The 12,568-nt window shown below is 42.3% G+C and carries 12 protein-coding genes; 6 read left to right on the top strand and 6 right to left on the bottom strand.

What is annotated here, in order from left to right; translation table 11 throughout:
• Positions 1-72: 72 nt before the first annotated feature.
• Together lolD and AC4MCC_RS04625 are read right to left on the bottom strand one after the other, a co-directional pair.
• Positions 73-756, bottom strand: coding sequence for a lipoprotein-releasing ABC transporter ATP-binding protein LolD (gene lolD, locus AC4MCC_RS04630; protein WP_159124049.1), 684 nt, complete (start codon positions 754-756; stop codon positions 73-75).
• Positions 749-1,984: a lipoprotein-releasing ABC transporter permease subunit gene (locus tag AC4MCC_RS04625; RefSeq protein ID WP_491885726.1), complete on the bottom strand. Its 1,236-nt coding sequence runs from the start codon at positions 1,982-1,984 to the stop codon at positions 749-751. Before AC4MCC_RS04625 ends, lolD begins: the two co-directional genes overlap by 8 nt.
• Before the next feature lie 26 nt (positions 1,985-2,010).
• On the opposite strand from AC4MCC_RS04625, the gene AC4MCC_RS04620 reads away from it, so the two are divergent.
• Positions 2,011-2,574, top strand: a complete 564-nt coding sequence (locus AC4MCC_RS04620) for a PilZ domain-containing protein (RefSeq protein ID WP_180004111.1) — start codon at positions 2,011-2,013, stop codon at positions 2,572-2,574.
• A gap of 20 nt (positions 2,575-2,594) precedes the next feature.
• Here the strand turns inward: AC4MCC_RS04620 and AC4MCC_RS04615 are convergent, their stop codons facing one another.
• Positions 2,595-3,488: a DMT family transporter gene (locus AC4MCC_RS04615; protein WP_180179069.1), complete on the bottom strand. Its 894-nt coding sequence runs from the start codon at positions 3,486-3,488 to the stop codon at positions 2,595-2,597.
• Positions 3,489-3,502: 14 nt separating this feature from the next.
• Complete coding sequence (locus AC4MCC_RS04610) at positions 3,503-3,988, bottom strand: YaiI/YqxD family protein (RefSeq protein ID WP_159124052.1); 486 nt, start codon at positions 3,986-3,988, stop codon at positions 3,503-3,505.
• A gap of 248 nt (positions 3,989-4,236) precedes the next feature.
• Here AC4MCC_RS04610 and AC4MCC_RS04605 point away from each other — a divergent pair, with 248 nt between their 5' ends.
• Positions 4,237-5,169 carry a hypothetical protein gene (locus AC4MCC_RS04605; RefSeq protein ID WP_159124053.1) on the top strand — a complete coding sequence of 311 codons (933 nt, stop codon included), beginning with the start codon at positions 4,237-4,239 and terminating at the stop codon, positions 5,167-5,169.
• 598 nt (positions 5,170-5,767) lie between these two features.
• Here the strand turns inward: AC4MCC_RS04605 and serC are convergent.
• Positions 5,768-6,850 (bottom strand): 3-phosphoserine/phosphohydroxythreonine transaminase, encoded by a 1,083-nt coding sequence (gene serC, locus AC4MCC_RS04600; protein WP_180179070.1) that lies wholly within the window; start codon positions 6,848-6,850, stop codon positions 5,768-5,770.
• A gap of 436 nt (positions 6,851-7,286) precedes the next feature.
• Here serC and AC4MCC_RS04595 point away from each other — a divergent pair, with 436 nt between their 5' ends.
• The 4 genes from AC4MCC_RS04595 to AC4MCC_RS04580 are packed head-to-tail and all read left to right on the top strand — an operon-like array spanning position 7,287 to position 12,090.
• The gene (locus AC4MCC_RS04595; protein WP_419374712.1) at positions 7,287-8,768 is read left to right on the top strand and encodes a TolC family protein; all 1,482 of its coding nucleotides are present in this window, start codon (positions 7,287-7,289) and stop codon (positions 8,766-8,768) included.
• 11 nt (positions 8,769-8,779) lie between these two features.
• Positions 8,780-9,859, top strand: coding sequence for an HlyD family secretion protein (locus AC4MCC_RS04590; RefSeq protein ID WP_419374713.1), 1,080 nt, complete (start codon positions 8,780-8,782; stop codon positions 9,857-9,859).
• Positions 9,860-11,002, top strand: a complete 1,143-nt coding sequence (locus AC4MCC_RS04585; protein ID WP_168382332.1) for an ABC transporter permease — start codon at positions 9,860-9,862, stop codon at positions 11,000-11,002.
• Positions 10,999-12,090, top strand: a complete 1,092-nt coding sequence (locus AC4MCC_RS04580; RefSeq protein WP_419374714.1) for an ABC transporter permease — start codon at positions 10,999-11,001, stop codon at positions 12,088-12,090. The genes AC4MCC_RS04585 and AC4MCC_RS04580 overlap by 4 nt, the downstream gene beginning before the upstream one ends.
• Positions 12,091-12,123: 33 nt before the next feature.
• Here the strand turns inward: AC4MCC_RS04580 and AC4MCC_RS04575 are convergent, their stop codons facing one another.
• Positions 12,124-12,543: an outer membrane protein assembly factor BamD gene (locus AC4MCC_RS04575; RefSeq protein ID WP_180179074.1), complete on the bottom strand. Its 420-nt coding sequence runs from the start codon at positions 12,541-12,543 to the stop codon at positions 12,124-12,126.
• Positions 12,544-12,568: the final 25 nt, after the last annotated feature.

The following is a 12,568-nucleotide window of genomic DNA, read 5'->3' as shown; positions in this document are numbered from 1 at the left end:
TTTTATTATTATGTGCAGGCAATAATAAAGCCCACCGAGGTGAGCTTCAATTAAAGAGGATTATTCCTACAATTAGTCATTCATCCATAGACCATCACGCATATGTAGAATCCGGTCTGCCGAATGTGCCAATTGCTCATCATGGGTCACAATTAACATGGCCATATTGAACTCACTACGTAATTCAGTCAGCAACTCAAAGATTTTATCGGCTGTTTTACGGTCCAAGTTACCTGTTGGCTCATCTGCCATCATTAACTTCGGCTTGGTCACCACGGCACGAGCCAGTGCTACACGCTGACGCTCACCACCAGAGAGTTCGCCCGGTTGATGGGTTAAACGATGGGTTAATCCAACACGCTCCAGTAAGTATTCTGCCTGCTGTTTAGCCTCTTTAAACTTGACGTTTTTACGCAGCATTAAAGGCATCGCGACATTTTCTAGTGCAGTAAACTCTGGCAATAAATGGTGGAATTGATATACAAAGCCCAAATTTTCATTACGGACATAGCCACGTTCTGCTTCAGATAAATTGTCAAAACGGCGGCCATTGACCATCACTTGTCCGGCAGAAGGACGATCCAATCCTCCCAGAATATGTAATAAGGTACTTTTACCGGAACCACTTGAACCGACAATAGAAACAAATTCCCCGGCCTTTACCTGCAATGAAATCCCTTTGATCACATCAACCGTAGATTTTCCATCTGTAAAAGATTTCTCGATATTTTGGGCATCCAGAACCAGATTACTCATAACGCAATGCCTCCGCCGGTTGAATTTTAGCAGCACGGAATGCTGGATAAATAGTGGCCAGGAAACTTAAAGCAAGTGACAGACCTACAATCACGACCACATCCTGCCAGCGCAGATAAGAAGGTAAATAGTTGATGAAGTAAGCATCAAACATATTCAGGCCAAGTGAATTGTTTAACCAGCCAATAAAACTACTAATACTAGTGGCTGCAATAATCCCGAGAATGGCACCCGCACAGGTACCGATTACGCCAATCACAGTACCTTGAACTATAAAAATTCGGGTAATCGTGGCAGGTGAAGCACCCAAAGTACGTAAAATTGCGATGTCGGATTTTTTATCTGTGACCACCATCACCAGCGAAGATACGATATTAAATGCTGCGACCAGAACAATCAGGAATAGCAATAAGCTGACCATTGCTTTTTCCATCTGGATTGCGCTGAACAGATTACCATGAGTATAAGTCCAGTCAGAGGCATAGAAGTTGCCCGGTAAATCACGCACAATTTCTTGAGAAACCTGAGGGGCAGCAAAAATGTCATCCAGCTTCATACGCACGCCCTGCGCACCATCTGGCAGACGTAACAAGGTTGAAGCATCATTCAGAGCAATATAACCCATCATCGAATCAACTTCTGCACCAATACTGAAGATCCCGACCACTTTAAAGCGTTTAAAACGAGGTACGACCCCTGCTGGTGAAGGCGTCGCTTCGGGCAGAACCAAGGTAATATTGTCGTTCAAGCCTACGCCCATGGCATCTGCCATTTGCTTGCCTAAAACAATCCCAAATTCACCTTTTTTCAGGTTATCAATACTACCCTCGACCATATGGTTCTGGATGATCGAAACTTTCTTCTCATACTTTGGTTCAATCCCGCTGACCATAATTCCGGCAACTTGCCCTTGAGCCGTCAGCATCCCCTGTAACTGGGTAAACGGAGCCACACCTTGAACGTGTTCATGCCGTTCAATCTGCTTTGCAAGTTCAGGCCAATTTGTTAGAATTTGCGTCGAAGAAACAGTGGCTTGAGGAACCATCCCCAAGACACGATTTTTCAACTCTCGGTCAAAACCATTCATCACAGACAAAACTGTAATGAGGACTGCTACACCGAGCGTGAGACCGATCATTGAGACCAATGCGATAAAAGAAATGAAGTGGTTACTACGCCGTGCGCGAGTATATTTCAACCCTATATACAGCGAGATTGGTTTGAACATAACCATCTAGTCCGAGGTAATAAATTATGGAAAATGTACAGCATCCAAACGGATTCACTGAAAGACGAGTCATGTCTCGAATCGATGCTGCTTTACGAATCAATTATCAGATTATTTCCGATGATGTTGCCTTGAATGATCCTTACGATGCTAATTTCGTATTGCCCCGCTATTTTCTACTACTTGCAGAGCTAGATCAATTTGATCATGCTGTTAACTACGAATTAGAACAATTATCTGAAAAAGATCAACAAATTGCTCGAATCTTATCCTTATTCAACCAAAAATTAAACCTTATTACCGGTTCTTTGTATGACGCAATTGTACAAAGCATGTTACCTGTACCGGAACATGTGAACTTTTCAGAGACCGGTTTTAGCTTCTTTAGTGATCAGCCGATTAGCGAAGGCACCTATCTGCATGTGACTTTAAGTCACCCGGAAAACTTCTTCCACATCGCGGCAACCGCTCAGGTGGCCTACAGTCGTGCAGAAGAAAACGGGAAATATCGTACGGGTGCTTATTTCATTACCCTGCACCCTCAGGATCGCGTCAAACTGGGCGAATGTGTGAAAGCCAGCTTTGCTTAAGACTGGCATCTATCTTTTTATTAAAGGCGGGCTTTATAGCTCGCCTTAATTTCTTTAGCAAAATAAACCACTAAGCCGAACAATAAAATTACTACACCCACCAAAGCAATGAGTGGCAATTTTTCATTATTCAATAATACACCTACCAGCAAGGCCAGCATTGGTGTCAGGACTGTGGTTAAAGACAAAGTCGTCGGTTTAATTTTCTGTACCAGCTTGAAATAACAGAACATCGCAATCAGCGAAGCCATAATTACCGCATATACCAGACCAAATAAGGACTTGGCATGTGGCATAGCAGTGGGTGCGTATTGCCAGATAAATGGCAACATACCCAGAGAAAAAACGACTGACAAGCCAATCGAACCGGCCGCCTGTGCCATAGGATCAATTGGTGCATTAATTTTCTTCACCCAGAACATGGATACGCAATAAACTAATACCCCAACCAGAGCGATCACAATTCCAATTGGCTGTATATGCTGATCTGCATCGCCTAGACAGACCACCGAAAGTCCGGTTAAAGCAATTCCCATCCCCAGCCATTGATTCAGGGAAAGCTGCATCTGAAAAACAAAACGCCCAATCAGGCCTGAAATTAAGGGTGCCAAGCCGAACATTAAGGCAATAATACCAGAGCTTAAATAATCCGTAGACCAGTAAGTAAAAATTTGCGAGCCGATAAAACTGCAAGCACCCGCCAAGTAACTATGCAGAGAAACACGATCAAGCGGTAATCTGGTTTTAAATAACCACAACATTCCTAAGGCCAGAGGCAAGGCCAAAAAGAAGCGTATCGCCAATGCCCACATCGGATGCAAATCTTCCACACTCCACACAATCGCCAGTGGTGTGGTGGACCAGATGAAAACCAGCAAGGCATAGGTCAACATCAGGTTACTTTTTGGGGGCATACTTGATCTCGTTTTTATTTAATCGCAGTTTTGCGTTTCTGTTTTTGAATGGTTTGATCTAGAGAGCTGGAAAACTCACGTTTATCGCGTTCAGAAATCGGCGGTGGGCCACCAGTTTGTACACCAGCACCACGCAAGGTATCCATAAAATCACGTAAATGCAGACGTGCTTTGACGTTCGCCACTGTATAGATTTCACCACGCGGGTGAATCGCGATACCGCCCTTCTCGATGACTTGAGCAGCCAAAGGAATATCCTGCGTCACCACAATGTCATGCTCTTTCATACGGTCGACAATTTCCTGATCCGCCGCATCTGCTCCGCTCATGACCTGAATAGAATTGATGCGAATCGACGGTGTAATTCCTACCGGCTGATTGGCCACAAAAGTGACTTCAAGCTGGTAACGATCGGAGGCACGAATAATCACATCTTTCAGAATACGAGGTAATGCATCTGCATCGACCCAAAGTTTGAATGGCAACACACAGCTTTCCATAAGGGAGAAATTTGGACTAGTGTAGCAAATCAGAGGATACAGGTTGATGCCTAAAACCGCTCTTTCTCTGAATATCCTGATATTTAAATACTCAGCTCAGCCGTATTAAATGAGTCAGCTATCCACAATCTAAAAAAATTTGACTTCACATGATTTGCATTTTAATTTTTAAATTCATTCGAGTGACTTGAAAAATCGCAATGACCCTCGATTAACTATACATAAGTCATCCAAGATCAATTGTGCATATGAAAAAACAGAATAGCCCAGAGATCATCACTATTGATGATCAGAATTTCGGTAGTCATGTCGAACATTGGACCTTGCTTACTGAAAACCCAGGCACAGATGTTCCCCAATGGTTAGGCAAAGCCCTTGATGCACCTGTAATGCCGATGGGCTTGTGTACACAAGAATGCGATATGGATGAAACCACCTGGCTGATTCAGGGACCGAGCAAAGCTGCGGTACAATTAAGCCAAGTGATTGCCGTAGAAAATAACAAGCCACAGGCTGTGAAAACCGCATTTCCGGGTTTTGACAGTCCCTACCAGGTGAAAGCCACGATTGACCGGATTATTTCTTGTAAATCCGACACCCAAGCTGTGTTGCGTCTCAATCTGGGTGCCAACAATATCATCTATGCCTTTGATACGCTGTACAGCGTCAATCGGTCGCATTATGAAAAAGACCAGTCTTATATCGTCAACTTAAATGCCTGGGCTTATGAACTGGAAGTGGTGACTGACCATGAACATTTAGTCGTGGATGATCCTGCCTCTATCAAACATCACCGTGCCCTGAATGCAATTCTTGCGGAAAATAATGGTGTTGCACCGGATAATTTACAGGAACAGATCGATGCCTGGGAGCCGAAATCTGAAGAAGACAAAGAACCGGTAACGGTCGATTTCTCCAAAATGGTCGCTTATCTCTATGGTGAGACCATGGGTCAGGAAGATGAAGCCTGGTTCCAGGGCAATATTGTCGGTAAAACTTCAATGCAATTCATGGATCAGGACTACATGCTCTATGATGTCACCCTGATTCATGATGAAGGCCAGCCGGCTACCTTGATCCGTGTAGCCACCCGCAATGACAAGCATAAAGATTTCCAGATTGGTCAATATATTCGGGGCAATCTGTGGATTCAGGCCAATATCTATCGAAAAGCAGCTTAAGCTGAATATCCAGATCGGAGACTCATATTTTTATATGAGTCTCCTGTTTTTTATTTATTTTACTGCGATATTCTCTCAATTCTGATTATTTTTTATCCACAATTAAAATCAGAATTAATGGATTTTGAATTCATTAAAAATAGATTTATCCACAGATTTAAATTCAAATGAATTCATTTTCAATGTTATCTTAAACTGAATAATCATTTTAAAAACATCGTAAAAATAATGACTTAATATAATAGTCTGTTATTTCTCAATATATTGAAGCCAGTTATTTAAATAAAATTAAGACTTTATGAAGTTTAGTTAAGAATGGACTTTATTTAATCAATTTTTTATGGTAAAAATACGATCAACAAATAATCATTTACGATAAATAGATCGGATAATAAATATCTATGAAAATCGTTCAAGAAGAAAATTTACAGCAGGTTGAGCATCATCTTGGCTCGCGTTATCAGCTTGATATGATGTCATGCCTATTTTTCGTATTAGGTATGCTCATTTGCGGCTATATCTTACATAGCTTTGTTTTTTAACCCGAATTAAATGATAAAAAACCCGGCCAATTGCCGGGTTTTTTAATCCTCAGGAATTAAGCATTGCGTTTAGCAAAGTCATCCATGAAGTTTACCAATGCCTGTACACCTTCTAACGGTACGGCATTGTAAATGCTGGCACGCATACCGCCTACTGAACGGTGGCCGGCAAGGTTAAGCAAATGGTTTTCTTTTGCTTCTTTCAGGAACTGTTTTTCAAGTTCAGGATTTGCCAAGGTAAATGGAACATTCATGATTGAACGGTTTTCTTTGGCAATCGGATTTGCATAGAAGTCGCTAGAATCGATATAGCCATAAAGCAATTCAGCTTTTTGCAGGTTCACTTTATGAATCGCGTCTACACCGCCCTGTTCCAGTAACCATTCAAATACCAGACCAGATAGATACCATGCATAAGTTGATGGTGTGTTGACCATCGAACCATTTTTCGCTTGATCTGCATATTTCAGGATGCTTGGAATTTCAGGTTTAGCCTGATCAAGCAGATCTTCACGGATAATAACCAGTGTTAAACCTGCAGGGCCAATATTCTTTTGCGCACCGGCATAGATCAGACCGAATTTAGAAACATCAATCGGTGCAGACAGAATGCTTGAAGAGAAATCACATACGAGTGGCTTATCAGTTTCTGGCACATGGGCAAATTGCAGACCGCCAATAGTTTCGTTATCTGCATAATGCACATAAGCGGCATCATCAGAAAGATTCCAGGTGCTTTGATCAGCAATCGCTAATTTACCATCTTCAGTTTTAATGCCTGCTTCAACCACATTGATATCGCCATAGCGTTTAGCTTCTTTCAATGCTTTTTCAGACCAGATACCGGTACGGATATAGTCAGCTTTGTTGTTTTTACCCAGCAAGTTCAATGGAATTGCCGAGAATTGCAAAGATGCACCACCCTGCAAGAACAGTACTTTATAGTTCTCAGGAATATTCATGAGTTTGCGAAGGTCTGCTTCTGCCTTTTCCGCAACTGCAACATAGTCTGCACTACGGTGGCTCATTTCCATGATCGAAAGACCTTTGCCCTGCCAGTCAAGCATTTCAGCTTGAGCCTTTTCAAGTACGGCAGTAGGTAATGCAGCAGGACCAGCACAGAAGTTGTACGCGCGCATGATTTTTCCTTTCAGAGTGAAACACAATAAAATGATGGCATTTAACCATATCTGGACGCCGCTTGCACAAAATTATTTCTATCCAAGAATGAAGATAGAGTCAAAAAACCAATCTAGATTCGAGGGATAATTTGAATATCTTTGATTTTTTTGTTCTAACTCGGTGATTTCATTTATGAGAAATTGTACAGCTAAAAATATTCAATCTCATCCAATGCTTAGAAGATGTTGAATCGGCCGCTAATATAAAATAATTGAAAAATGAATTTAAACTCGGCTCAAGTTTTAGAGTGACATAGAACTATCAGCTTGAAACTTGAGAAGTGAATTGTTTCAAATTACAACAATACTACAACTTAACCCACCCCTGCACTGCAAGCAATTGATTTATAATGCAGCTTAGACTGAATTAATGTGACTTTTACATTACCACTTTATGAATATGAAGAAAAATAAACAATGTGTCTGCTGGGGTCTGACTGTGCTTGCATCCATGATGTATGGCAGTTTTGCTTATGCACAAACCATCAGCTTTCAGGATGCAGAACAACAATTGTTGCAACGTTCCTATAGTAGCCAGGCTTTTCAAAGTCTGGAGCAAGCTTCTAAACTTGAGGCCGAAGCTGTGAAAGGCATTGGTCTGCCTCGTGTTGACCTGAATGTTCGTGCCTATGCCTTTCACAGTGAAGTCGATATTCCATTAAAGCAGTTTAAAAATAATCTGGAAAATTCACTCTCCCAAGGCGTGAATGGCCGGCTTAATGAGTGGGAGGCCAGTAATGGTGTGGATTTACCCGCAGGTATTACCGATCCACTGCGTGAAGGACTTAATAATACTATTCATAGCGGAGTTGGCCTGATTCCGGATACGTCTAATGTCGTCCTTGAAGATCAGGTGATTCGTCCCACTGTTTCCGTGATGATGCCACTATATACCGGAGGCCTCACCCGTAGCGCCAAAGAAATTGCCAATATTCAGTCAGGACGTAGCGAACTTAGTAATCAGCAGCAACAGGACACGCAGCGTTTTGAGCTGATTCAGTCCTATTTTAATGTTCAACTACAAAAACAGTTACTGGATGCGGCACTTTTTAATTCAAATGCCATGCAGCAACATTATCGTAATGCTTTGAAGCTGGAACAGCAGGGTTTTATCAGTAAAGGTCAACGCATGCAGTTTGAAGTGGCACGCAATAATGCTGAACGCGCACAACAAAATGCCCAAGCCAATCTAAATGCTGCCCTATTTCAGCTGAATAACCTGTTGCTGGATAGCAATATCACCGAGCTAAGCACACCTTTGTTTGTGAATCGTGCTGAACCACAAAATGTGAATATTCTGCTCAGCAGTTTTAGCCAGAACTCTCCCCTGATCAAAAAAATGCAGATGGATACCGAGCTGGCCAAAGCCAATGTCAAAGCCCAGCAGGCCGCTAAAAAGCCAAATGTTTTTGCGTTTGGTGAATATAGTCTAGATCAACATCAAAACTGGATTGTAGGGGTTGCAGCACGCTATAACCTGTTCTCAGGTATTGATAAAAACAAGAATATTCAGGCTGCTGAACTAAAACGCTATGCCGCTGAACTCATGACGGCGCGTACCCAGCAGGAGATTGAAAACCTGATTTATAAATCATTTAGTGAAGCAGTCAGCGCCCAGCAAAGTGATGCTCTACTTCAGCAGAACCTGAAAGCAGCTCAGGAAAATCTGCGTATTCAGGAATTATCCTTTAAGGAAGATTTCGGGACAGCGACCCAGGTCATCGATGCCCAAAACATGCTCAGCAGTTTAAAAGCAGAAATGGCATTAAATGCTTTTAAATATGTGATGTCTCTTGCGACCTTATTACAGAGCCATGGCTCAATTGTTGAATTTCCAAATTACATGCAACATGCCAATACCCACTATATTCGTTAATGGAGCCAGACATGACAGATGAGCAAAAGCCAGAACATCCTGTTGATGAACCGGCTTCAGAAATCAATTACAGTGAATCAGAGCCAGATAATCCTGAAAGCACAGAAAAAAAATCGCGCAAAAAATATCTGCTTTTAGCTTTAATTCCAGTGATTCTTGCTTTGATTGGGTTTGGCCTATGGAAAACCTATCAACCCAAAGAAATCGAGCTACAAGGCCGGGTTGAGGCAGAAACCGTTCAAATGGCCACTAAAGTTCCAAGCCGGATTGAAAAGATTTATGTACAGGAAGGCGATAACGTCAAGAAAGGCCAGGCGCTGGTAAAATTGCATAGTCCTGAAATTGAGGCGAAAAAGCAGCAGGCTTTAGCCACTTTACAGTCTGCATTAGCACTTCAGTCCACCGCAGAACGTGGTTCTCAGGAAGAAAATATCGCTTCTCTGTATGCCAATTGGCAGTCACTAAAAGCACAGGAGCAACTCGCTAAAACTTCCTATCAACGTGGAGCCAATCTATTTAAGGAAGGCGTCATTTCCCGCCAGCGCCGAGATGAACTGTTTGCAGCTTCACAATCTGCGTCGCAAATGACAGAAGCCGCTTATCAGCAATATGTTCGGGCTAAACGCGGCAGTACACCAGAACAGAAAAGTTCAGCAGATGCTCAGGTCGATATAGCCCGTGCAGCAGTCGCTGAAGCCAACGCATTAGAAGCTGAAACTGAATTACTGGCACCGATTGATGGTACCGTCTCCAAAACCTATGGCAATGCCACTGAACTGGTGGCAACCGCAGTGCCAGTGGTCAGCCTGATCTCGGCAGAACGCTGGATCAGCCTGAATATTCGTGAAGACCAATATGCCGCTTTAGGTAAACAGCAACAGCTTGAAGGTTTTATTCCGGCACTGAATCAATCAGCCACTTTTAAAGTGAAAAATATTAGTGCTGAAGGTGAATTTGCCACCATTAAAACTACGCGCCAAACCGGTGGTTATGATGTCCGCAGTTTTAAAGTTCATCTTGTGCCAGTCACTGAAATGCCTGAGTTAAAAGTCGGCATGAGCGTGCTGTTTAAATTGAAAGAGCCGAAATAAATGGCTTCTGGATTCTGGGCGGGTATTCAGCGTGAAATACGCTATTTATGTAGAGAGAAATGGGATCTGGCTCTGGTCCTACTCGCCCCTGCCTGTATTCTGATTTTACTTGGCAGCATGTTTGCCAAAGGCAAACCGGATCATCTACCAGTCGCCATTATTGATCAGGATCAAAGTAGCCTGAGCAGCAAGATTTATGATCATTTATCTTTGAATCATACCCTACAAGTGCATACCATTTCTGATCAAACGGTCGAAATCGAAAAGCTATTAAACGAAAATAAAATCTGGGGCTATATTCATATTCCTGCCGGAGCCGAGCAACGACTGGTCAAAGCTCAGGATGCTGAAATTAGTATTGCTTTTAATCAGAGTTATTTTAGTATCGGTAATACCATTTCTTCAGCCATGCTACTCAGTACCTTACAGGCTCTGGCTGAATTTACTGGTAAGCAGTATCTAGGTAACACGCTCCCCTATCTGGAAGCACCTACACCGAATATTAAAATTTCCCCACTGTATAATCCGCAGCTGAATTATGAATTTTATCTGGAACCTTACATGGTGCCGGCAATTTTGCACTTGCTGTTATGTTGCTGTGTAGCTTTTGCTGTGGGTCAGGAAATTAAACGACATACTGTTAGTCATTGGATTGCCCAAAAAAACTTGTGGTCGGCACTGCTGTCTAAAAATCTGGTTTATGTAGCAATCTTTTGTTGCTGGACCTGGGCTTGGATGTTTTGGCTGGTCGAAATTCGTGGCTGGTTTATTGCCGGGTCATTATGGCTAATTCTTCTGGCTCAAATACTGTTCTATAGTGCTTATGCCTTTATTAGCAGTGCGGTGGTTCTGGCCACTCAGGACCTGACTAAATCTTTTGGTCTACTAGCAGTCTATGGTGGTTCATCGCTCAGTTTTGCTGGGGTGACTTTGCCCCTTAATAATGCTCCACTATTTACCCAGTTCTGGGCCAATATTATTCCCTATACACCCTATGCCAAGTTACAGACTGAACAATGGGTGATTGGTAGTCCGTTCTATCTTTCATTGCAACCGATGTTCGTACTTATCATTTATGTCGTACTTTATGCTGTGTTGGCCTATGTCTTTCTCAAAAAAACAGCCAAAGGAGTGTCAGCATGAAATCACTCTGGAACGCTTATTGCCAAACTTTTAAAGACATTATTAGCAATACCAGTATTTTTACCACGCTGATTTTATCGGTTCTGTTTTACAGTTTTTTTTATCCGACCGCATATAAGGCAGAACAGGCAGAAGCCTTGCCGATTATTATTGTCGACGAAGAGCAAAGTGCTTTAACCAATACCATTATCAGTCATGTCAGCCAAAGCCCCAATGTACAAATCAAGGCGGTGACTGGAAATTTTGCTGAAGCCAAATATTGGGTGGAAACTCAAAAAGCTGACGGGATTTTATTATTACCAGATAATCTTTCTCAATCTATCCGGCATGGTGAAAATGGCGGGATTGGACTGTACTTAAGTGCTGCTAACTTTTTAATTACCAAGCAGATTGGTTTAGGCTTGGTCTCTTCAGTAGAAAATACCTTAAGCGAATATGCGGAACGCTTTAGCGAGATTTCACACTTCTCTCCTGCACTATCCATTCACCAGATTCCATTATTTAATACACTCTCTGGCTATGGCAGCTATGTGTTTCCGGCTGTTGCGCCATTGATTATTCATCAGACTATTTTTCTAGGCCTGAGTATGTTGATTGCGTTGTATCGGGAAAGTAGACAGGTGATTAATCTGACCACCTTAAGTGGCATCAGTTTGGCGATTCTGACCATTGGCTGTCTGGGCTGTTACTATCTGTTTGGTTTTACTTTCTGGTATTTTGATTATCCCCGTGGCGGAAATTTTTGGGGCATGCTGCTTGCTGTACCTGTCTTTGTATTCTGCATGATCGGTATCACAGTGCTGTTCGCCAGTTTTCTGGACATGCCAGAACGAGCCGGCCATATCATTGTTTTTACCTCGATTCCGCTATTCATGCTGTCAGGAGTCGCCTGGCCCCATGCTGCTATGCCAGTCTGGGTCCAACTCATTGGGCAAGCCTTACCTTCGACCCAAATCGTGCAGATGTTTATTCAACTCAATCAGATGGGCGTGCCTACTTATATGGTGCTAGGAAAGCTTGCTTATCTATTGGTGATCGGCACCATTTGTATAAGCTTAGGGTATTATCGGCTACGCCCACGTTCTTAACTCTGGATTTACTCAGTCTACTCACATCGAAAATTATTCGCCAAATACCTGAATATTAAAGTTGCGGATTTTAGTACTGCCATTCGGCTGGTCAAAACTCACATCATACTGAACCAGATTTTTTGGATAGGCAATTTCATAACTCACCTTGTATTCACTCGGTTTGCCATTATTTTCTTCGAAGTTCTTTCTCATGATAGTCTTGGACTTATATTCACCTTGCGGAATTGAACGTGAAAAACGCTTCATGATTTTTTCATTATTTTGAAATTCTGCCTGCAACTTCGGCTCAAGCTGAGCTAAAAACTCGTCATATTTTCCATCACGTAAATCTTCATAAGCCACCTGTGCTACCTTTTCCTGTTCAGGACTTGGATCGGGCATGTTATCCATTGCATTATTACAGCCACTAAGTGCAATAGCTGCTGTCAAAAGTATCAATCTGGTTTTCATTATTTATCTCTCTTTAGCCGATGTG

The organism is Acinetobacter sp. CAU_H_56 (genome assembly GCF_058599425.1).
Note: the sequence above shows the minus strand (reverse complement) of the source record. Positions and strands in the feature narration are given on the sequence as shown.

What these genes read in the sequence shown, in the direction of transcription:
- serC (WP_180179070.1), bottom strand. Translation starts at nt 6,850, where the DNA reads ATGCGCGCGTACAACTTCTGTGCTGGTCCTGCTGCATTACCTACTGCC.
- AC4MCC_RS04590 (WP_419374713.1), top strand. Translation starts at nt 8,780, where the DNA reads ATGACAGATGAGCAAAAGCCAGAACATCCTGTTGATGAACCGGCTTCA.
- AC4MCC_RS04605 (WP_159124053.1), top strand. Translation starts at nt 4,237, where the DNA reads ATGAAAAAACAGAATAGCCCAGAGATCATCACTATTGATGATCAGAAT.
- AC4MCC_RS04615 (WP_180179069.1), bottom strand. Translation starts at nt 3,488, where the DNA reads ATGCCCCCAAAAAGTAACCTGATGTTGACCTATGCCTTGCTGGTTTTC.
- AC4MCC_RS04585 (WP_168382332.1), top strand. Translation starts at nt 9,860, where the DNA reads ATGGCTTCTGGATTCTGGGCGGGTATTCAGCGTGAAATACGCTATTTA.
- AC4MCC_RS04595 (WP_419374712.1), top strand. Translation starts at nt 7,287, where the DNA reads ATGAATATGAAGAAAAATAAACAATGTGTCTGCTGGGGTCTGACTGTG.
- AC4MCC_RS04625 (WP_491885726.1), bottom strand. Translation starts at nt 1,984, where the DNA reads ATGTTCAAACCAATCTCGCTGTATATAGGGTTGAAATATACTCGCGCA.
- AC4MCC_RS04575 (WP_180179074.1), bottom strand. Translation starts at nt 12,543, where the DNA reads ATGAAAACCAGATTGATACTTTTGACAGCAGCTATTGCACTTAGTGGC.
- AC4MCC_RS04580 (WP_419374714.1), top strand. Translation starts at nt 10,999, where the DNA reads ATGAAATCACTCTGGAACGCTTATTGCCAAACTTTTAAAGACATTATT.
- AC4MCC_RS04610 (WP_159124052.1), bottom strand. Translation starts at nt 3,988, where the DNA reads ATGGAAAGCTGTGTGTTGCCATTCAAACTTTGGGTCGATGCAGATGCA.
- AC4MCC_RS04620 (WP_180004111.1), top strand. Translation starts at nt 2,011, where the DNA reads ATGGAAAATGTACAGCATCCAAACGGATTCACTGAAAGACGAGTCATG.
- lolD (WP_159124049.1), bottom strand. Translation starts at nt 756, where the DNA reads ATGAGTAATCTGGTTCTGGATGCCCAAAATATCGAGAAATCTTTTACA.